A 21,847-nucleotide genomic window follows, 5' to 3' on the forward strand; every position below is an offset into this window, starting at 1 on the left:
AATTCGACACTCCGTATCGTCAGTGCGATGAGTTACCTGGTCAGAGCTTGTTCTGTGTATATTATAATGCTAATGTATGCATACATTAGCATTATAATTTTTCCAGTGGAAACACGTAACGGATTAACTTAGGTTATGGCATTGGGAGGAATGCCAGACAAGCGGCGAATAGGCTCACCGTACAATATTTCACTATATTCAAACTAATCAATATGGGGGTCTACGCCGGACAATGGCATTCGGTTAAACTCTTGCCGGGGCATCAAAAGAGTTCCATCGGGTTCTGGGACGCATAGATTTTCGTGGATAGTGCCTCCCAGGCCTCACCCGGTGAGTCATTCCGGCAAGTCCCTCTGAAAGAGCACAATAAAATGATTTTAAATGTTTTTTTATCCCCTGAATTAGCAAAGACAAGTGTCTTACTACAAGAAACAAACAGTTTTTGAAATTCAATTTCTGTTTATTTTCTCTGCTATCAATGCAGTCGCTATCGTTGCCTCTGTGATTAATATCATTTTCCGATATCCTTGTCAGGTTCAGTAGTAATATATGCGCCTGGATTTCTTGTTTTACGCCTTTCTCACTCTGTGAATGGAAATCCTCAATGCAAAGGATTGACTTGGACAATTTATATAACTCTTCTATATTCCATCGATGGTGATATAAATCATGAAAAGCTTCGACTTCATAATATCCTCGTTCAACAAGAGTAGTGGCAAGAATATATTCACCATTTCGGTCAATATGCTTTATTAGTCTTAACGTTAAGCATGGGAATTCTGAAAGAAGGTTTCTCTTTCTAAGATCTGACTTTACCGCTTCCGATGGCGTATAACTAACAATAAGATCATCTGAATTACTGTCAGAAAAATCTCTAATAGTCTTATTCCTGTTTCCCTCCTGTACTCTAAATACGGCATTCAGATTGTTTTGCATTACTTGATATAACAAGTAATAGCTAAAATATCCCCGATCGAAGATCACGACAGCATTGCTATCCAAACACTGGAGATGCTTTTCGGCACAAGCCCTCTCATTGTTATGGTTAACAAAATCAACGTCATATATGATCGAATTCAATACATCATAGAGACAACTCATCATTGCATAGGGATAATGTCGTGATGTGTTTTTGGGTGTTTTATATCCATTTTCCAGCAACCCTCTGGGAATGTTTAATTTTGAGCCATCTATAGCAAACAGTCGATGTCCTTTCCATGTTTCAGGATGGGTATTATCTTCCCATACAGAAACGATATTTTTGTTTATGGTTTTTATTGCATCATCAGGTAATTTCATTCTGGCTTCGCACATTGATGAAGCAGAGACGGGCTTATGCTGAGGTAACGGTATTTTTTCATGAATGCACTCAGCCCATATTTCATTAATAATATAAGAGTATCCGTGGTTATTTTTCCCTGATATGATTTTCATGAGAAATAGCACAATCAATTTTGTGTCTATTGATCTTTTTCTTTTTCGCCAAAAATTATCAATTTTCGAGCATGAATAAAAAAAAGTTTTGTTCAGAAAATGATATATATCCATCAGCATACTCTCCGAGGAAACTTAGATTTTTATAGCATAGTTGTTATCTTAACCGAATGCCATTGTCCGGCGTAGAACCCCAATATTATATAAAAATTGTTCTTCAAACTTTTCATAGGCGAAAGATAGTTAAAGTGAGCGTTAAAGTATATTCGCCTGTAAGGGGCGAAAAAATGTTTCAGAGGACATTAGGAGTTGATGCGCCCCGAAGCGGAGCATTATTAGCCCAAGAGCGTAAGCGAAGGGCAAGTAATGCGACTGAGAGTAAAATAGAGAACCTCGATACCCCCTGCCCTGCTAAGCTGTGAGCGAAGCGAACTGAATGGCACGATATGATAGCAGTAGAGATGTTGGATGGTCGGAGACGAGAGGATGTTGAAGCAGTATGATTGAAAATCGGTTAGTTATTCCCTTATTTATTGTATGTGTTCATACATCTCCTTTCTGAGCGACAGCAGCGAAGCTGCTTGTAAGCGAAGTCATTTTTTTGTTTTTTTTTGGGGTTGCAGGGGAGCGTTGTTAAGCTCCCTGCTAACTCCCTTGTTAAAGGGTCGTTTAGTTCAGAAATAAAGATCGAATTTAATATGATTTTCTTTATATAGTTCGAATTTAATAGTTTTATTTTTAAACTATTCTAATTTAATTGATTGTAATTTAATCTTTACAAATGCTTGTCACTTAAACAACCGTTATTTTAGTGTTTTCCCCATGAGGAGGAAGCATAAAAAATAACCAACCATTGATTTCAGACAACACGAGAACCGCCAGTAAAGGCGGTTTATGTTAATTAGACGGGTTATTTGTCTGGTAGATGCTTTACATACACCTGATATAATTCATCGTTAGAAAGCCCTGGGAAACGGCCCTGGATATCTTTTTCAAATGCCATTACCCAGGCAATAGGTTGCTTTTGTTTCCAGTTTTCATATTGCTGCCAGTATACTTGATTCTGATCTGGCATCGGGCTAGTCGCATCAATAAGCTCTTGCCGGTGTTTAATAGCTTTTATTGCGTGTTTTTTTTCATTCTTCATGGCCTCATCTTCACCAACAACTAGGCGTTTAATCTTCTTCAATAGGTTTTTTAATGAATGACTATCATCGATAGATGCAACATTTGATTTGGCTAACCGTAAAATATGTTGGGCATAACGACGTTGATAAGAGTCACGTAATCCATTTTTTTCCATCCAACGCTTAAATTTATTCAACATATCTCTAATTTCAGCGATAGAAAAACCAAGTCCAATGAAAAACTCAGGACGAATCCAGATACGCATTGCTTTATATTGCTTCGCTTCAGGATCAAACCCTTCCTTAATTATTATTAAATTAGCCCCCTGCCAATCGTGTAATGCATGAAGAATAGGATCATAACTTTTCCGGCCATTCTCATAACGATATAGCTGACCACACAGTTCAGCAAGTTTTTCCACTGAACACATGACTTCGAAGAGATATTCATTGTTGGGGTTGTAATCAGCATAAGCGATCATTGCTAGTGCTAATTCAGAGAACGTTTCTCTTCGTTCAGAACGAATTGAAACACGCTGATTACGCTTGCAACGCAATTGATACATAAAGGGATTACGATTCCAATCATGCACATTTAATGCACCTGCAAAACGCCGGACAGTAACTATTTTTGGCAAGCCCCCGCTGTATTTAGGGACATAGTGACGATGAATTTTTGTTCTTTTATGCTGTTGCTCTAGATTATTCACCCCGACCTGCACTTAGGCCGGTCATAAAAGGGTATTGCATTCTGCTAGACATGAATTTATACTTCCCACTGGATCAAAACAATTTCTAGTAGTTCTAGATCAGCCCCGTAATCTGTGACATCCGGCCAAAGTTGAAACAGATTTGCGGGGTTTCTCTTGTGCGTGGCAGTTATGCTCTCGCCTCTCTCTCTAACACACTTTCGGCTGCGTTTACCAAATTGATGAGAATTTACCATTTCAAACGGATATGATCAACAATCTACTTCCAATTTTTTCGAGCTTGTTCAAGTAACATAGTGATATACATAGACTGTGAAACTCCTTCTTTTTTACAGAAAATTATCAAATCTTCTTTTATTTCTTGAGGTATAAAAACCCTTAACTCTTTTTCATTGTTAGCTATTCTTTTTTGTTTGTACCTGCTGTTATGCTCATTTTGAGTTAGTGGGTTGCCTTTTCTATACTCACGTTTTTTTCCTTCACTAGTTGACTTAGGCATAACACATCGTTCCTGATAGTTTCAAAACTAAGTTTTATAGATTTATTACTACTAATCATAACTTACGGTAATCCCTCGTAAAAGAGCAAATTTCGAGAGATTCACTAACTAAGCAAAGGCAATGACTACACCGCTATGCTCAATGAGTCAATAGATTTACCAACAAATCAGCACCATATTCTGTAATATGAACACCGTCACCTGTTCTAAGAGCCCGGTCATTTAATGAATTAATATAACGTTGTCCTAGTGCCGTTCTCATATCTATGGTGCCTATCTGTTTTTCTATTGCTGCCATCATAATTGCTTTCCTAGTATTATTTAATGATTGATTTTTCTTAACTTCTTTAAGTGTAGAAAGTAAAACCTAAGTAATATTTTTATTTTGTTGTTTAAGCACTCTAATTAGATCAATTGCTTTATCTCGATAACTCTCTATCTCTTCATAGCTGATAAGATCATTAGTACCTAAAACAATATACACGTTACCATATTGGCTTGTATTGATCTGGTTTACATAACCAAACCAATCAAATTGCAATTGGTTCTTTAGGCCAGATCCAACTAGATATTTTGCGTCTACAGATTGATATTTTTATAGCTCATTGCTACTCGATAAGTAAGCGAGTCTCCTAGAAAGATAGGCTCAGAATTGGCTATGATTGGTATACAAAAAATCAATATCACTATGTTTTTCATTAAGTTATAATTGTAATCACTCTCTTATAAATATTTCGATTATACTATACACTAAATTTATCTACAGGTTAAATATGTTATAAAAATCATATTTTGACATAATAAAAATATATTTTTTCGGGTTAATTGTTTATATTTTGTTACCTATGATACAATTAAAAATATGTTTATACTAATGAGAGTTTAGCAATGCTTGACACACTACCGCCTGATAATTCAATGATTACTATACCCATCTGTATACGACAAGCGGCTGAACGATTTCGCATTCCACTGAGAGTCTTTATAGGCGTTTTGAAAACTGAAGGAGGACGGGTCGGTATGCAAAACAAAAATAAGAATGGCACTATTGATTATGGCGCTTTTCAAGTAAATACAGTATGGGCTAAGGAACTACAAAAGTATAGAATTACCCCTGAACACCTTACCAATGATTTTTGCATTTCTGCTTATTCTTCAGCTTATATTATCCGTTATCATATCAATGAAGCAGGAGGGAATTTTTGGGATGGAATAGGCCGCTATCATTCTAAAACACCCTCGCTAAAAAATGCTTATATAAAACGTGTTTATAAGAACTCTATCAACTTTTAGATTAAGCACAAGGGGGTTACGTGAAAGTTTTACCAACAGAACAAATGATAGCTATCTTTACCTTTGTTTTTGTCTTGTTATCCAGTTTAGCATGGATAACTTTAGGGGTAGAGATAGTAAAAATTTATAGCTTTATCACGTATCATATTTATAATATTCTACCTAGTTTTGAATGGGTGGAAAATATTAAAATCATGCTAAAAAGTGCCAGTAAACATGCTGACAACGTTTCTTTGTTGAATTTTCTCTATATTCTAAATCACTCAGCATGGTTCTATGCAATTATTTTTTCTTTCTTTTCCGCATTTATTTTTTATAAAGTAAGAAAGTCTCCACATTACCGGTTTAATAGGCAAATTGACGTTAATAAGTTAGCTCACCTTATTGTAAGACGTTCACCGTCAATTGCTCATACTTTAGCTCGTTACTCTAATTTCTCAGATCAACTATTGAATTATGATGATGATGAGTCTAAATCACCATTGACGCCAATAGAATTTGCTAAAAAACATAATCTAATAGATAACGAAAAAAAGACATTTAGAAAATCTCAAACTAGAAAAATTTTTCGGCAACAAATTAACTTTGATTCTTTGAAAAATGGAAAATTGCAATTAAAAGACTATGAAAAAATATTAGCAGCTATATTTTCGCTTGCACGTTTTTTCAATGATTACACTAACGCTAAAGAATTATTATTTGATTTAAATTTATCATGTTTAGAAACAGAGGACGCCTACCCTAATTTTGAGCCTATTTTAGAGAAATGCGAAGTCGTTCTGAATACAGAAGAATTTCAAATTTTTTCATCTGGGTACCGAAGTTCAAGAACAATGTTATATGCCCTTTTAGACTCAGACTTATCCATTCCTTCTGCTCATTTTAGATGGCTTAAAGGATTAGATCGTACTTTATGGATGGCACTCACCAGCGTTGGCCGAGGTAAAAAATTTGTCGAAGGTGCAGGAGTGATCGCATATAGCATCACTGAAACATGGCTAAACGAAAACCCTACATATAAAGATTTAGATATATCTCCTACCGTTAGACCTGCAACAAATGGCTTAGAAACTGAGCTAATTAAGGAAGGAATTATAAAACGTTTCAAACCTTATACTGCAAGCGGTCAGTTCCTTTATATCAACGATATTGAATCACTAAGACTACAATCAAACAAAGAGGAAACTAAAAATAATAAAGGAAAATCAGACAGCGATAAAAATAACGCTCAATATTCTGAACCAAAAGAAGCAACACCAGAAAATAAAGAAATACCACCATTCTTCTAATGAGGATCACTATGCAAATTTCTATTAAAGATAACATTTTATTTTTGAATATTAACGGGGCTGTAGATAAAGAAAAACATGTCTCTGTATCTGTTTCTAACTATATCTTTTCTATAGAAAAAAACAAAAGTTATGACTTATTTTTGATATCAAACGATAGAAAAGAGATAATTATCTCCTTTGAAAATGAATATCATGCAATACAAGCGATAGAGAGAATTAGAAAAAAAGTAAGAAACTACTTTTTACTCAAAAAAATAATTAAGAGCATTAACTACGTTATTTACCCTGTTTTAATTGCCGGATTTATCTTATCCATAAATGGGGCTATTACTAATGCTTCATACATGCTCGCACAAACTCATCAGTCTATAACATTAGGTGATGAAACTTTATCTAACCCACCTGTGACAAACACAAATGCAAAGGAAATGCTAAACTCACTGAAACAAGCAGCAGCCACCGGGAAATTTACAGTTAGACTATCTAGCGGCTATGAACAAACAATCTATGTTTACTCTGATCCATTATGCCCTTATTGCCGCAAAATCGAACCAAAACTTGAAGAACTCGCCAAACACTTTAATGTTGAAATTCTTCCTGTTTCTGTAATTGGCCGTGAAAATTCAATACAAATCATTGAACAAATATTAAGTGCTCCAATTGAAAATAGGGTATCGATTTGGAAAACAGCAATTGAAGGTAAGCCCCTGGAAAAATCGCCTAAAATTACCTCTGAAGCCAAGAAATTTGCTGAAGCAAATAATATAGCTTTTTCAATGATGGAGTTGCAAGGTACACCAACAATCATTTCCGATAAAGGATTTGAAATATCCCAGAGTCTAATTAATGACATTCCTAAATTAAAATATATCTTAGAGCAAAAATGATACTATGACCGAAGAGATAAAAACCCCAGAACAACGAGATCCAATAGGTAATTTTATTATTACACCAGGAAATCTAATGATATTCTTGGTTATCACCTCTTGTTTATGCCTGATTTTTCCAGCACTACTAATCTTGTTCATACCGATCACGTTAGGGTGGAGCTCCGCTTTTTTTAGTCAACCGGAAAGAGCCCCCCTAAGACTACCGTTTGATGCTGATATGGTAGATCCCTCTCTATCTGTAGAAACAGCATCAGAATCCCGCTTTCTATGGGTTAGGTACGTTAAAAAAATATTTCGTACCTCCCCGGCAAATGGCCGGATATTTATCGGTTATTCCCGTAAGGATAATGCTGGAAAAGAGCTTTGGGCGACCGACGAAGATTGGTTACGTCACGTTGCTGTATTAGGAACAACAGGTTCTGGTAAAACAGAGATTCTTTTAGGCTTCTACCTACAATCTGTTCTGAATGGCAGCGGTAACGTCTTTATAGATGGTAAAGCGACAATGGCTTTACCGTTTGCGTACTGGTCATTGGCTAGAAGATTCGGAAGAGAAGAAGATGTTTATTTCGTTAACTTTATAACAGGGAACTTAGATAGATTTGAACACATTGCCAAGCAGAATGATCCCGATGTAATCACAAGTAACCCAGGGCTTGTTTCAAATACGATTGCCTTATTTAATGTTGCTACACCAACCCTAATCATTAACTTACTGCAATCGATGCTACCTAAAGTTGGCGGGGATTCTGCACAATGGCAAGAATCAGCCAAATCATACCTAGAGGCTTTGACCAATGCACTGTGCTATAAACGAGCCAGAGGGGAATTGAAACTAAATCAGCAAGTGATTAGAGAACATTTGTCGCTACATAATATTGTGAATTTATACAATGAAGCTATTGCTAATGATTGGCATCATGAGGGCTATTCAGCCTTAGAAACTTACCTCGAAAACCTGCCAGGCTTTAACCTTCAATTGCGTAATAATTCTGAACTCTGGGCTAAGGAGGCATTTGAACAGCATAACTACCGCTCAAACCAATTTGTAAAACTATTAAACTTTTTTTCTGAAACCTATAGCCATGTTTTCCCGGATGATAACGGAGATATTAACATGCAAGACGTTCTACATAATGGTCGTTTATTGTGTATTTTAATTCCAGGCACAGAATTATCAGAAACAGAAATGCAAACAATTGGCGGCATGTTCATTAATTTACTTAGAATGTCCGTCACTAAAGATTTGGGAAATAAAATTGAAGGTGATAAAGAAGTTTTAGAATACGCGAAAAATCGGTATTTTGGATTTCCATTCCAACTAATATTTGATGAATTGGGGCAATATTTTTCACGAGGATTAGCCTCACTCTTTGCCCTGATCCGCGCCTTAAAATATAACGGCATCTTTGGTACTCAAGACCTAAATTCTATGTCTAAGGTTGATAGAAATGAAACCTATAGCATGTTAGGTAATACTAGGGTGAAATGTTTCCTAGCTGTGGAAGACATGGGGGAAACCTATTCTACAATAGAAAAAAATGCAGGTACGGCCAATGTAGCCGATGTGAGTACCATCAAAGATAAAGGAAGTGCATTTTCTTCAGCTTCAGAAATATCAGACACTTACCAGATTAGGGAAAAATCCCGTGTGAAGTCTAATGAAATCAAAGGGCTAAAACAAGGCGAAGGGTTAATATCCATCGAAGATATGTTGGTTAAAAGCCGAGCATTTTATATTTCAGATAATGAAAAACTATCTAATACTATGAGCTTACGGGTAAATAAATTTATCAGTGTCGAAAAGCCAACAGTTAAAGCATTAACATCAATTTTTCCGGTACTTCAGGAAAGAAAAATCATTCAGCTTAATGAAGTCAGAACATCATTAACTGACTTATGGGAAGCCTTAGAGAAAATCCATGTTGACTACAGAAGAAATGATATAGAAGCCGAAATAGCTAGTGTCTTATTATTCGAACAGGCTTTCAAATTTTTTAATGAACTTGATAAAGTTGATGCACCTTGCTTTATAGAAAAAGAAGATGAATTTGAACTATTGTTATAAAGGTTGAAATGTGGGCGTACTCGATTCATGTACTCTCGGACTGAACGGGGATTTTTATGCATCTAATCAATTATCATCTGGTCTTGATAATGCGTTTCTTCCAAAGTGCTCTTCGGTCAAAAACCAACAGAACTGCGCTATAATAACAGAATGAAACCCGCTATAATTGGCCCACTGGCAGACAATGAGTTAAGTAGGAAAAATGAAAAAGATTTATGCTAAGGCTTTCTCCGAACAACTAGCGCGAGAATTCCTGAATTTACGGTCAGCAATGGAAAGAAAGGATAAGGACAGTGCTTACCTGCATTATGCCATGACGATGGGGATGATTAGCGGTGCCACACTCAGCGGCGGCATGAGCAGCAATGCAGGCTTAGACTTTATCAATACACTTGAAGAAATTCGGCACGCATTCATTGAAACATTTCATGAATCTCTCGATCTACCCGCTGACCTCAACGAATGAGACCGGACGGCCACCCCCTATATTTTGTTGTGTTTTCAAATACAGGTTCTTACAATTAATTGTCGGTAAGGCAACCATTCGTATATACGTAAGAAATGCTATTAAATAACTATGATAGATCATTCTACCAATAGTCAGGTTTAATGGCCGGTTTCTTATGAGTAGGTACTTTTACTGGAAACTGATGTTCTCTCAACTCGCTCATAGTCACATAACGTCTTATCCAATTGGAGTAGTTTTGAAGAGAACCAGGAACACCTCGTTCAATACCTTCCCGATGTGGTAAAATGATTCCAATCGTCAGCTCAGGAAAATCTTCTTTAATTGCACGTAATGCGGGGGTCATATCCGTATCAGCCGAAACTAATACAATCTGCGTGATACGCTCTTCTTCGGGAAGGAATGCTTGCTTTACAGCCAAACGGTACATACTTATTGCCAAATGAACGTCAGTTTCCTTTTCCTCAAGATCCCATATGTCTACTTTATCTTGTCTGGACGCAGGAATATCTTTACTTATGTAACGTGGAGCTGTTCCATGTTCCAGCCGGTGGCGCCCAAAAAAAACATTTACGCCTTTTGTCTTAAGCGCCCTAATATAGGTATCCTGAGCTTGTTTAGATAAGATCCCGCGCGTAGCAAGGTCAGGTTTAACAGGGGCAGTGAAATAGTTTACAGACACAGGCTCACTCTGTGGATTTTGTATACGTACAATATAAGAAAGCAGACTATGAAGATCGAGCCATTTGTACTCTGTTCCAGCCAGTAAACCGTAATATAAATTGTAACCATCGACAAAAAATGTTGTGCGCACACCTTACCCCTAGATACGAAAAAACCGGCCTATAGCCGGTTTTTTCACCCCAACAGCCATTGAACTTAATCAATGCGTACGAGGTTGAGTTATGTATATATGATACTACATTTAACAGAAACGTCAATACTAAGAAAAAGCGGCCACAATTGACCGCTTTTTCTTAGTACATTTAAGCTTGTTATTAGCATTTAGATACTAAAGACGGACGAATTGAGGTATTGAATTTCTCTGTTCCTGGTACTATCAGCCAACCCTTATTTAACGTTTCTTGTCGCCAGGCTTGATAACCATCCCCCCTAACTGCGGCCAATTGTTCCGGGGTTTTATGCGTAATCGCTGAAGCTGTTCGGAAAAATGCTGCCTCGTATTTAGTCGGTAGGGTAAACACTATCTGCGATACATCTACAGAATCTAACGTAAGTATCACTTGGTATGTTGCCGATGATATCAACGTAAACTGGAAGTGTAAGACGTGCTCAAACTCGATGATAGACACATGCCTATCAAAGTTTTTGTAAGGAGAAATCAAGCACATGCATAAAATGCCTGTGGTATCATCACACCCTATTTGAAATTCTCTACAGCTCCCACGCCAGCCCCGTTTAGCCCAATCAAAATAACCTGACTTTTCAAGCTTGTAGTACGGCTCTAACTGTTTCAAGTTATAGCAACCGGACTTCACAATGATATACACCATCAGTATGTCGGCTAGTAAAAACAATTGTAAAACCGGCTCTTCCAATAGGCCATGATTTGGCCTTTGCAGTGCCGGGATAATTGCTACTAACCCTACATTCCAAAATCCAATAAACAGGTATAAGTAGGCCAATATAGACCATATACGCCAAGGATTTTGTTTTACTGTATTAGCAGTTAAATTAGTCATACCCCTCCTTAATGTTTGCCGTCCATGCCATCACCCGTAGGAGTTTTTTGTGATGAACTTCCGACACTTGGTGTTCTTGTAACACGAGATAACCCCCCAAATATGCCAGAAACATGGCTACTGATGTCACCCAGGATAGAATCATAGCCCCGATTGCCAATCCAACTGATTACCCAATTTGGCAGACGAACAGGTAAGGAAAAAACCCGCAGGATAATCCCCCCCATAATTCGGGCATAACATAGTAAAAAGAAAATAAAAGTAACCAACCCTGTAGTAGATGTACCTTGAGCAATTCTAAATGCTGGCACAACAATAACATCAACAAGCGTTCCTAATGCTATTATGGCTAAGGTAGCGAATAAAAAACCAATGGCCATTAACAAGGGTCGAATCAAAACATCAATGAGAAAAATATAACCCGTTTGGCTACGGTTTTCGTTGCTATCACCAACATTTAAATGTGTGGCCGCCCATAATGTAGAAGCGACAGATCCAGTTATTACCGCAACAAGCCAGTCAGTAACAGCAACCAGCCAATTCAATATAGGTATCAAAGGAATGTAGACAGACATTATACCGCCTAGAATAATTAGCACCATTAAGGCTGTATAAACCCAACCATTCAGGATTTTTAACCCTTCATCGGCAGCATCACCAATCCCTGTAAAAAAATTGGCAACCCGGCCACCAATATTGTTTTTTACAACTTTTTCACCAACATTCAGACCAAACCACGCCGCCAACCCCATTTCGGACAATCCTATTGTCCAATCACCAACCTCTTTAACTTTTAAAACCGGGTTAGTCAGTTCTGTTTCACCATCACCAGTTCCCCATTTAGCCTGAAAGAATTTTTCCCAGGGAATGATTTTACTAATTATCCCTGAAACATCACTTGGATCGACTTTTTCACTATTTGATGTAGGTTCTAGTGCATCGATATTGGAACCACTACCCCCTAATGCTGGCGTATAAGTGCTATTTTTAAGCTGTGAATGATAAGCTTGAAATACTCCCTGGAAATAATCAAGAGAAGAGTAATCTCCTTCCGGTTGAATCCCGAAAACGGTAGGTGTATGAGAAGAAACATTCTGAAGGCTAGTGTTCATTGAAGATATAAGACGGAAATAGCTTCCTAGCGCCATCCAACCCTTTTCCTCCAATTCCTGAGTTAATAACCGGCGTTCTGTTTCTGCCATTCCTCTCATATTTATTGATGCACTAACCGACTGCTGATATTGTCTTGCTGCCTGTTGAATTTTTGTTTCAACATCTGGTAACACAACATCTACTCCTCTCAACCGGGCAAAGTAAGCGTTATTAAATTCCTGAGCAGTATTTCTCATTGAATCAAACATCGTCCGGGAAGCATTTCTAATGCTGTTCGTAATGCTCAAAAATTCCGCTCTACTATCAAGAATAATGGCAGGTTTTAAGGTAAACCCACCACAATTGGCCGAACCGTTAGTAACTTCCAGGCTATAACCTCGTATATCATCTTTTACTTTTACCCGCATTTCTGCACTGGCTTCATAGCCTTCCCCGGAAGCTTTTTGTTGCGCTAAACCTTGATTGATACCTATCTCACAAAGATTCGTTTCAAACATAGACTTAGCAACCGATACCATTTCCGGCATGACCGGCTGAGTATAAATCGTTTGTCCTCTATCCAATTCACTCACTATCTTATCGCTGACGATATTTCCAGCACCAATCCCGGCCAAAGACGCAGCCCATAAGAAAAACAATTGAGCAATATTCCAACCTGATGCTGTTGGAACTAATGAGACAAAACCAAGAGTTGTTTTTACAAACTTATTGCCAGTATCAGTACCAGCTTCCATGATTTGTCCAAGTTGTGCCCCTCTCGTTGTTTTCCTTAAAGAGATCCAACATAGATAAACAATGGCTAATGCGATAACCACCGCATTAAATGAAAAAACAACGTTACCCAATAATCCACCATCACCATTAAATTTAAGCGGGTTTTCAATAACTTCACCAAAAATTAGCTTTAATACTTGTCTGGATAAATCACCGGATCGTTTAGCTGCATCAATGAGATTATCAACCCCCATATCATCAGCGGCCAAGGTAATACTTGGAATAAAAGCAAAAAACCAGGGAAGTTTATTAAAGATTGATATTTTCATTTTTTTCCTGCTTTCCGCATTGTTGGAAATTTAGTGTTTGCCATACCCAATCAGTATTTTTAAATGATTGAAAACTACCGCCTTCCTCTTGTGAATGGCGCTTATTGGCTATTTGCCAGGCTAAAAACTCATTGATCATGCTTTTAATAAAGATATAACCGCTAAACAGGATCACTAAGACAAACATTCCCCAAGATTTAAGATAAACAGAAAAAGGTAGGTTACTGACAAATAATGTAGATAGACAAACAACGGCAGAAGCTACGGCCACAACCCCTAAAATCACCAACAAAACTAACCAGAGCCTTTTGGCTGATTTTAACGCCTGTAATAATTCCCTCTCCTTTTCAGGGGACACAGCGAAATCAGAGTAGTTTTTATCAGAATAATCTTCCTTGCCGTATTGACTTCTGAAATCATCATATTGGCCTTTCAATAAAGAAAAACGTTTCTTCTGTTCACCAACGACATCACTTAATACTTTCTTTATAAAAAAAATATCTGAAAGGCCACTTGCGTGATAAATAAACGTTTTCGTTTTTCTAAATTTCTTAGGATTTACATCTTCATTTTTATTATCACTCATTAAATTTTACCTTTGATATTTTGACAGCATAGAGATAATTTTATATCAAAACATAAATTTCAACAATTAACTGTCCACCAATATCAACCCATTATCATCACCTAGAGCTAATTGACTGATTTAATTGATTAACTTTAGAATCAAGCAAATCTTTATATTGACCATAAGCTAAAATAGTAAGTATCTGACCAGTTAAGATGTTTTGTTTTTCTAGCTGTTTTTTATTTTCCAATAAAAGCCAGTTATTAAGGTTAGTTACCATAATCTGTTCTTTTAAAAGATCTGTATCAGTTTTACTTGTTAAATCAGCTTGATAAGCGATATTGGCGTAACGCCTACCAACCTCGAACTGTTCAAACTCCCTTAAAGACATTCCTTTTGATTTAGCCGTGTTGGAAACCGTTTTATCATAATAATATTTCATGCTCGGTACTTTTAAGGTTTCTCTAACAGGCTCTATCGTTTGTGGATTAGGTTTACTGGCCGCAATCATTTCCAATTGCGGTTGCTGAGATGCATCAATATACGCTTGGTACTGTTTTAACAACCCTAAATAAACTCGACCAGCAGCGGATTTAACCTCGCCTTTTGCCGGTGCTCTTCCAGCACTGCGCCCAGTAGTATTTTTGGCATATAGTAAAGCCGCATCTGTTTGTTCTTCAGTAAAAGTTAAATCTGGTTGCTTATCTGCTTTTCCAGCTCCCTGTAATACGCTTGTAAGCGAGATATCACCGCTAGGCATATCCGACGGCCTCTCACAAAACTTAGTGCCACCATAGGCCACCATATCCGCTTCACTACAATAGGCGCTATGTGCTGAAGCGGTATTCCCTGTATCAACATCCGTTGATTTGGCCGGAGCTAAATAAGCATTTCTCACATTTTTATTTGAACTGGATGCCCCTAAAGAGGACACACCAGAGTGAGCCGCATTACTTGCCCTCCCCATACCTCCTGAAATCGACTGAGCACAAATATCATCGGGGATCTTGTACTTATCAATAACCTCTTTCTGTCTGTCCTGTTTTTTCTGTGCAATTTCAAATTGTTGCTGCTTTTTAAAAGCCTGGTCTATCAGGGCTGCTTGTCTATCCCCTTGCTGTGTAATGGCTGTACCAATATTAATTAATGTTGCCTGGATTGTGCCTAACTGAGAATTAACCGTTCCCAATGCCGGCATTATCTGAGACGAAACCGGCGTTGAACTTGCTATATGGCACGTATAAGCCAAAGCATTAGAACTGAAGAACAAAGCAGATAAAACCAATGACAGTTTTTTTAATGGTGATCGGGAATATTTCATTTCGCCCCCTTATGAGAATGAGCCACGATTAATTCTTTAGCCAATTTTTCAATCATCGTTGTATCTTCGCTATCGTCGCTATCCGAATCAGATAAGCTATTGAGGTAAGGATCAGCCGTAGATGTAGGGAAACGTTCTGCCAGAATATCTAAGGTAGCGTTAACCCCTACCGCTTTGTACAGTAATTCACGCAGCTTTCTATCCTTCATGTTTGAAGTTAGTGCCCATAACTGCTTAGTACCCACTGTATTTTTCAAAATATGGCAAATATTCCCCTCTATCGTTTTGAATACGGCCAAAAAATATGTACCGCTGCCGTCTCTGGCAGCACCGGCTGAAAGCCGATTAAAACGTTTAATAACATCACCTGGAATCGATATCCCCAGCCCATCGAGATATTCTTTATCACCTTCAGCTAACCGCATCATAAACAAGGTATTTACTGATTTAACAACGGATTCCGGCATATGCTGAACGTACTGAGAAGAAAAGACTGTTCTTACACCAAACTTACGATCTTCCAAATCAGCGGTATTCAGGGCTGTTTGAATAAATTTAATATCTTTAAAGTTATGGCATTCATCATAAAAAGTATGCTTTGTTTCTTCTGAGAGTTCAGCTATACGCTTTTCATGATACTTACGATAACGAGGGTGAATTCCTTGTAAGAAGGACTCTGTACATTGCGGTAGATAGTAATTCTTGGTTGCTAAGTGCCGGGCAAATAAGTACATAATCCCTGACTGTAATTGTCCTTCAGGGGTATTTGCACCTAAAACATTCATCATATCGATGATCACAATACGGGTTTGAGCGTTGTAATCATAGTTTGTTATATCAGATAGAATTGGGTACTTGCTAACTGCTGCCCGGATTGAACGGCCTATATAATCAAGTACACTTTCCTGAGAGCCTTCGATATTGACTTTCTCAAAGTCTGAAGTCAGTTTTGCATCAGAGAGATAGGATTGAAAATCATCCAAAACTGGCATTGCGTAACGGTGCGCTATTGTAGCAGCATAAATTTCGACTTTATCAAATAACACATCTTCCACATCGAACCAGGTCGCCGTATCGAGCCAACTTTCACCTTTTTCTTTTAAAATCCCTGTACGCTCAAGCGCCTCATTAACAACCTGTTGGCTAGGCTCAAATAGCTTAGCCTTTTCATGGCGCAATTTCTCATACACGAGATCAACTAAGATATTTAAAACAGAATTAATATCATTTGCATTAGGGGGCAATCCCTTTTCCGGGTCAATACAAAATGCTGATAGCATCTGTACAACGAATGTTTTCTCTAAGGTCGTTAAGTAACGACTTCCTAATTGGGTTTCAAGGAAATTAACCCTGTGTGTACGGCTGTTTTCTAAAATGATATGTGCAATCTGGTGTCGCTTTTCAGGTGGTAATACCTGGGAAAGCAGATCATAAATCCCTTTCGCTGACAACCCCTTATCAACAATAGTCGCAAATGGTAAATTTTTTTGTGATAAGTAAACTAGGGCAAGATTGTTTCTATTCGCTAACACACTTTTACCACTGCCTGGTGTACCAGTGATCATTTCGGTATGCTTCAACTGTAAATTACTGGCTATACGATAAGGAAATAACTTACCATCTTCTGTAAGGTAAAAAACAATACCATTTTTAGCCCATACACTAGCTGGGCGTTCAAATGGTAAAAAATGGAGTGCTTCACTCAATGGCGAGTACGCGATTTCTCCCGTAGTGCGTTGTGCTAAAGCAGGAATACTTGAAATAAAAGGAACCACAGGATCAGCGTAGCTATCTGATACGGTAGAAATTCCCCAACCTTGAACAGCTTTAGATAGCATTGAGGAATTACGTTTTACTTCTTGAATAGTACGCCCCCAGGTCAACATTTCGATAGCAAATCTAATAGGGGTGTCTATTTCCTTTTTACCTTCAATATAATCTAAATCATCTGCAATATTTTTTAACGAAGGAATAAAACGAATAACAGATAAAACACTAGAACGCCAATTAGTATCACAACCACCAATTAAATCATATTTGATTCTATAAGGCGTAACTTTAGGTATCTCCCTAAATAGTTTCTGAAAAGCCACTTTGTGTAATGGCATATCCTCTACAAATGAAGATTTGTAAAACCAATTATCACATTCAACAATATCATCATGAACATCAATCTTACCTGTTAGAACTTGACTCTTTAAATTTGCAGGAAATATATTATCTTCATCTGTATACGATTTACGGTCATAGATAATATTTTTATCATAAATAGTTCTAGGCTCCCAACCTTTAGGCGTTGAATCAGGCATAAGCCAAGTTTTTTGTATATTTCCAACTTGTTTCACATCTAACACATCGATAATTAAACCATTATCGGCGGTACCTTTTAGTGTATTAATACACTGCCAAAATACAGCATCATGTAAAATCTTTAATCCAGTCAAAGTATAAACGAGGGGATTTTGCCCCCGTGTAGTAGACATTAACCCTTCTAACTCTTTACTAATCCTTTTTACATCTTCTTCTCTATCTTCTTTATCAAGTAAAGAGACGCTAGTATATAAAACTAAATAACATCGTTCCTGTGCGTAATGTGCTGATAATTTTACCGCTTCATCTTTAATAATCGGTGTCAAATCAACGTTTAATCGCTCCATAGCAACAATATGAGGGTGATATATATCATTTAATTCTGAGTTATTTTTATAACAATCTCTTTCAAAGAAAAGACTAATTTTATGCCCTGGGCCACTGTAAATATGACTTAATCCCGTCGCCAAATTATTTATATATTCTCTATAACCATCAGTACCAAATGCAGATTTAGCACCGATAATTTCAACCACTGATAAATATTCGGTATTTTCAGTAGTCAGAATATAAGAGTGTTGGATTTCAGGGTGTAAAATTTTATCATCATTAGTTAAACCAATAATAGTCGCTAAGTCTGCATAATGTAGTGTGTCGTTGCTAATAAACTTTTTAGCAATTGCTTCGGCAAAAATATCTAGTAAATTCATATCTTCCCCTTATAAGATTGATAGATTCTTTCCCATTCTTTGATATCAGGATAGTTATCATTTTCTTTTTTAACTTTATCAGCAAGTTGCTTATCACTATCAATCAAAACTAATTTTGGTTGTTGTTGTAACTGAACTTTTAAATCCTCTCGTTGGTTTGAACCAAATAAACCCTCTACTAAGGAAGCTGATTCACTCATCTTTTTTAAAATTACAAGTGCCTTTTTCCGTGTTTTTTCATCGTTACTATTGAGAGCTTTTATAATAGCTCTCTTAAGTAACATATAACATTCACGTGGTTTCCTCCTTACCCCAAAAAAGCCAACAGTCGCATCTGAAGGAAATAACTCTGTTTGCTGTTCCGCGCACAACAAACAGATTAATTTCTTTTTTTCACCCTCTTTGAATTCATAAAGAGCATCTGTTCTTACACCACAAAAAAAACAGCGTCTTGCGACTTGTTGGCTATTACTCATTTATATATTCCTTCTTCTTATAAAGATGATTCAACACCTGCTGTCTTGGTGGAGATTTTGATAAACGAGGCTAAACCAACCAAAGCTGCACCAATGACAATAGCCCAAACACCAGTCATAACACTACGTCCTGAGTTTTGGCCTTGCCTTTTAGCATCATTAACATTTTTAATAATAATTAAACCAGATATAATAGAAAAAATACCCACTGTGCCGCTAATCCAAAAGATAGGCTCTCTAATGGATTTCATACCATCTCCCCAACTTCTAACTATTTCCCATATATCACCTTCAGCATGTGCAGGTGAAGAAGCTAATAGAAGAGTAGAAATAGCACCCATCAATTGATATTTGCGAATTTGCATTGCAATTTTTATTTTCAAGGCTATATTATAAATTGTAGTCAACATATTTTTCACTTATTAACCAAAAGTTATACCTAAAGAATCGAGGATTTCTGGATTAAATATAAGTAGTACACCACAAACTACTTTTATTATCCCCTTCCCCCTTGCTTGAGAACTAGACAGATCAGTATTACCATCTAAATTAGAATCAGATAATTGTTTTAACCCTCCATAAACAGAAAGAACACCTATCACCCTAGCAATAGCTAAAGCTGCATTAATTGTATCAGCCCCATAGCCATACAAACTTTTTGAAGCTACGTTAGGAATGCCATAATTTACCACGCCATATCCTAAATTGAAACCATTCCCAATTTTTGAAATAAATTCAGGCATTGAGCAGATAAAAGCAGCACAACAAATTCCGAAAATAATACGCCCATATCGCATTGATTGAGCATGGTTAGCTTGCCTTTTCATAGATAGTAAATAACTACCTGTGATAATGATTCCAGCTACACTTCCAATAGCAAAGATAGTGAGGACAATAAGAGGCGCATTTTGGCCTATCGTTGTCAGAATTTTATCGATATCCAGGTTCATATATTCACCAACACCTTATCGGATTAATCCTTTATTCGTGACAACTAATCTTTCTTGGGGATCAATAGATATAACTCTTGTGCCGCCTAATGAATCCCCAACTTGTACCGCATAAGTTTTTCCTTGGTACTTAATCCAAGCAATACTTACATTGATATCGTTCAGAGTCATATTGGTTAACAACACTCTGGACGGATAATATGGTTTAGATTTTGTAATAGCCATAGTAGCTTGTGAAACACCAGCGTTTCTATTCCGTTGTAATTGTTCAATAGCTCGCCTATTTTGAATGATCGCCAATTTTAACTGTCCATTCTCTTGCTCTAGTTGCGTTATTTGATTTTTTTGTTCAAGCAAAATTTGCGAAAGGTTTGTTACTTGTTCTGTAGATTGTTGACGTTCAATATAATCTGACGATTCAGCTTGTTTTTCTTGTTGTACAGGCTGAGTAATCACCATAGATTGTGCTGATTCGCTACTGCTTTCCGAAGGTTCATAAGTACCAAGCCAAATAAACCCTAAAACAAGGGGAATCGCGATAGCGAAAGGCCAATATTTACTTACAAGACCTTGTTTATTATCTAACTGTTTTTTATTACTACGTTCCTGTTGTAGTGGTGATTTAACTTTTCTCTTTAAATCAGGTTCATCCATCGGCAGAGTATTTAGATTTTCATTACCTAAAATGAGTTCTTTATCTGACATCTTTACCCCTCTTATTGGATCGCATCAGTACTATAAACAGGCTTGACAAACTGAATCCCAATAACTTTGTTAACATCAACTGTGACTTGTTTAACTGGTAACTTACTGGCATCTTCAGCCATGACTTTTCCAGCTTGTTCACCGATACCGCCGACAATAGTTCCAGTTATAGCTTCACCATTCGGGCTACCAGTGCTGCGGTATTCACCTCCATTGGGGGTGACAATGACATTTGAATTACTATCTTTATATAATTTCCCGGTTTGACCGATTCCATACGTTAAAGCAGGTAGCAAAATACGACTGAACCAGCGGTTATTAACCTCACTCGCTATGGCAAATTCATTTGTTCCTGTCTCAACTGCATAGGCTTCAATTCGGTAATAACGGCCATTCCATTGCATCGTACTGAATTTCACTTCAACACCATCCCCGGCCAGTGATAACTGATTAGAAAAAAATTGCGCCCCTTTTAATTTTCCGGCAGCAATATGAGCTACCATTTTCATATTTTGATTATCACTGTTAACGGCACTATCAACAACCGCCGGGAATGTCGCTAATCCTTTAACTAACTGAATGCCTGGTTCTTGTTGTGTATTAGTTTGCGTCGCTACCGGATTAGAAGCAGGATAAAGGCTTGCTAACCACTTATTTTCACCGCTACTATTACCGCCGTATACATTGGCCGCAGCAATGATTGTTCCATTATCTGGTACGCCCCTTTTATCCTCAATTTTCTGTAAAAGTGCTAACTTCCGTTTTAGAACCTCTTCCTGAAGCCGTGAATTTTGAGGCTGTGAATTGTTAGTTTGCGTTACCGTGTTTTGAATTGGCTTAGAATCTTTTTCCCACTCATATTTTTGAGTTTGATCATGTGGCGCAGCAACTTCCTTACCAGAAGCTGTGCCGACAAAACTTGCCCCAGACGCTAATGCTTTTTGACTATTAATTTCGTTATATTCCTGCATTAACTGACGATAACTTTCATCATCATTATTACTATCAGTAGTTAATGAGGTTCGCTTATTAACCACTTTTGAATTAGCGGCCATAATTGAATCATCACTACCAGATGAAATGATGATTGCACCTAATGCAATACCAATTACAACTACAGTACCTATGATAATAGTCAATTTTTTCATTGCTTGTTTTTTAGCCGCCAT

The 21,847-nt window shown here is 37.2% G+C and carries 21 protein-coding genes; 6 read left to right on the forward strand and 15 right to left on the reverse strand.

The genetic code is table 11. The annotated features are described in order from the left end of the window. Positions 1-243: 243 nt before the first annotated feature. Positions 244-1,548, reverse strand: a complete 1,305-nt coding sequence (locus EAE92_RS19925; protein WP_214069339.1) for an IS4 family transposase — start codon at positions 1,546-1,548, stop codon at positions 244-246. 173 nt (positions 1,549-1,721) lie between these two features. On the opposite strand from EAE92_RS19925, the gene EAE92_RS25055 reads away from it, so the two are divergent. Beyond that, positions 1,722-1,856: a hypothetical protein gene (locus EAE92_RS25055; protein WP_281422795.1), complete on the forward strand. Its 135-nt coding sequence runs from the start codon at positions 1,722-1,724 to the stop codon at positions 1,854-1,856. A 488-nt stretch (positions 1,857-2,344) separates the two neighbouring features. Here the strand turns inward: EAE92_RS25055 and EAE92_RS19930 are convergent, their stop codons facing one another. The 3 genes from EAE92_RS19930 to EAE92_RS19940 all read right to left on the reverse strand — a co-directional run bounded on the left by EAE92_RS19930 (position 2,345) and on the right by EAE92_RS19940 (position 4,071). After that, positions 2,345-3,271, reverse strand: a complete 927-nt coding sequence (locus EAE92_RS19930; protein WP_246545310.1) for a RepA family replication protein — start codon at positions 3,269-3,271, stop codon at positions 2,345-2,347. Between the two features lie 259 nt (positions 3,272-3,530). Then, positions 3,531-3,770 carry a RepB family protein gene (locus EAE92_RS19935; protein WP_214069341.1) on the reverse strand — a complete coding sequence of 80 codons (240 nt, stop codon included), beginning with the start codon at positions 3,768-3,770 and terminating at the stop codon, positions 3,531-3,533. Between the two features lie 139 nt (positions 3,771-3,909). Continuing rightward, entirely contained in the window at positions 3,910-4,071 is a 162-nt protein-coding gene (locus tag EAE92_RS19940; RefSeq protein WP_214069342.1) for a hypothetical protein, read from the reverse strand. Positions 4,072-4,658: 587 nt separating this feature from the next. Between EAE92_RS19940 and EAE92_RS19945 the strand changes: the two genes are divergently transcribed. The 5 genes from EAE92_RS19945 to EAE92_RS19965 all read left to right on the forward strand — a co-directional run bounded on the left by EAE92_RS19945 (position 4,659) and on the right by EAE92_RS19965 (position 9,779). Further along, entirely contained in the window at positions 4,659-5,063 is a 405-nt protein-coding gene (locus EAE92_RS19945; protein WP_246545311.1) for a lytic transglycosylase domain-containing protein, read from the forward strand. A 20-nt stretch (positions 5,064-5,083) separates the two neighbouring features. Next, positions 5,084-6,352 carry a secretion/conjugation apparatus DotM-related subunit gene (locus EAE92_RS19950; protein WP_214069343.1) on the forward strand — a complete coding sequence of 423 codons (1,269 nt, stop codon included), beginning with the start codon at positions 5,084-5,086 and terminating at the stop codon, positions 6,350-6,352. Positions 6,353-6,363: 11 nt separating this feature from the next. After that, complete coding sequence (locus EAE92_RS19955; RefSeq protein ID WP_214069344.1) at positions 6,364-7,242, forward strand: thioredoxin fold domain-containing protein; 879 nt, start codon at positions 6,364-6,366, stop codon at positions 7,240-7,242. Positions 7,243-7,246: 4 nt separating this feature from the next. Further along, positions 7,247-9,313, forward strand: coding sequence for a type IV secretory system conjugative DNA transfer family protein (locus EAE92_RS19960; protein ID WP_214069345.1), 2,067 nt, complete (start codon positions 7,247-7,249; stop codon positions 9,311-9,313). Positions 9,314-9,515: 202 nt separating this feature from the next. After that, positions 9,516-9,779 (forward strand): hypothetical protein, encoded by a 264-nt coding sequence (locus tag EAE92_RS19965; protein ID WP_214069346.1) that lies wholly within the window; start codon positions 9,516-9,518, stop codon positions 9,777-9,779. Between the two features lie 124 nt (positions 9,780-9,903). Here EAE92_RS19965 and EAE92_RS19970 read toward each other — a convergent pair whose 3' ends face one another. From EAE92_RS19970 to traO, 11 genes are all read right to left on the reverse strand, one after another. Beyond that, complete coding sequence (locus EAE92_RS19970) at positions 9,904-10,593, reverse strand: NYN domain-containing protein (RefSeq protein ID WP_214069347.1); 690 nt, start codon at positions 10,591-10,593, stop codon at positions 9,904-9,906. Positions 10,594-10,777: 184 nt separating this feature from the next. After that, positions 10,778-11,482 (reverse strand): hypothetical protein, encoded by a 705-nt coding sequence (locus EAE92_RS19975; protein ID WP_214069348.1) that lies wholly within the window; start codon positions 11,480-11,482, stop codon positions 10,778-10,780. Positions 11,483-11,490: 8 nt separating this feature from the next. Continuing rightward, complete coding sequence (locus EAE92_RS19980; RefSeq protein ID WP_214069349.1) at positions 11,491-13,638, reverse strand: DotA/TraY family protein; 2,148 nt, start codon at positions 13,636-13,638, stop codon at positions 11,491-11,493. Further along, positions 13,619-14,224 carry a hypothetical protein gene (locus tag EAE92_RS19985; RefSeq protein WP_214069350.1) on the reverse strand — a complete coding sequence of 202 codons (606 nt, stop codon included), beginning with the start codon at positions 14,222-14,224 and terminating at the stop codon, positions 13,619-13,621. Before EAE92_RS19985 ends, EAE92_RS19980 begins: the two co-directional genes overlap by 20 nt. A 97-nt stretch (positions 14,225-14,321) precedes the next feature. Then, the gene (gene traW / locus EAE92_RS19990) at positions 14,322-15,527 is read right to left on the reverse strand and encodes a conjugal transfer protein TraW (RefSeq protein ID WP_214069351.1); all 1,206 of its coding nucleotides are present in this window, start codon (positions 15,525-15,527) and stop codon (positions 14,322-14,324) included. After that, positions 15,524-18,547, reverse strand: coding sequence for a conjugal transfer protein (locus EAE92_RS19995; RefSeq protein ID WP_214069352.1), 3,024 nt, complete (start codon positions 18,545-18,547; stop codon positions 15,524-15,526). The genes traW and EAE92_RS19995 overlap by 4 nt, the downstream gene beginning before the upstream one ends. Next, a complete protein-coding gene (locus EAE92_RS20000) occupies positions 18,544-19,023 on the reverse strand; it encodes a hypothetical protein (protein ID WP_214069353.1) in 480 nt (159 codons plus the stop codon). The genes EAE92_RS19995 and EAE92_RS20000 overlap by 4 nt, the downstream gene beginning before the upstream one ends. Positions 19,024-19,040: 17 nt before the next feature. Next, positions 19,041-19,433 (reverse strand): DUF6750 family protein, encoded by a 393-nt coding sequence (locus tag EAE92_RS20005; protein WP_214069354.1) that lies wholly within the window; start codon positions 19,431-19,433, stop codon positions 19,041-19,043. Between the two features lie 12 nt (positions 19,434-19,445). Next, complete coding sequence (gene traQ, locus EAE92_RS20010; RefSeq protein WP_214069355.1) at positions 19,446-19,973, reverse strand: conjugal transfer protein TraQ; 528 nt, start codon at positions 19,971-19,973, stop codon at positions 19,446-19,448. A gap of 15 nt (positions 19,974-19,988) precedes the next feature. Beyond that, positions 19,989-20,678, reverse strand: a complete 690-nt coding sequence (locus EAE92_RS20015) for a hypothetical protein (protein ID WP_214069356.1) — start codon at positions 20,676-20,678, stop codon at positions 19,989-19,991. An 11-nt stretch (positions 20,679-20,689) separates the two neighbouring features. After that, positions 20,690-21,847 carry a conjugal transfer protein TraO gene (traO, locus tag EAE92_RS20020; protein WP_214069357.1) on the reverse strand — a complete coding sequence of 386 codons (1,158 nt, stop codon included), beginning with the start codon at positions 21,845-21,847 and terminating at the stop codon, positions 20,690-20,692.

This window comes from Photorhabdus hainanensis (genome assembly GCF_018448965.1).
Classification (GTDB): domain Bacteria; phylum Pseudomonadota; class Gammaproteobacteria; order Enterobacterales; family Enterobacteriaceae; genus Photorhabdus; species Photorhabdus akhurstii.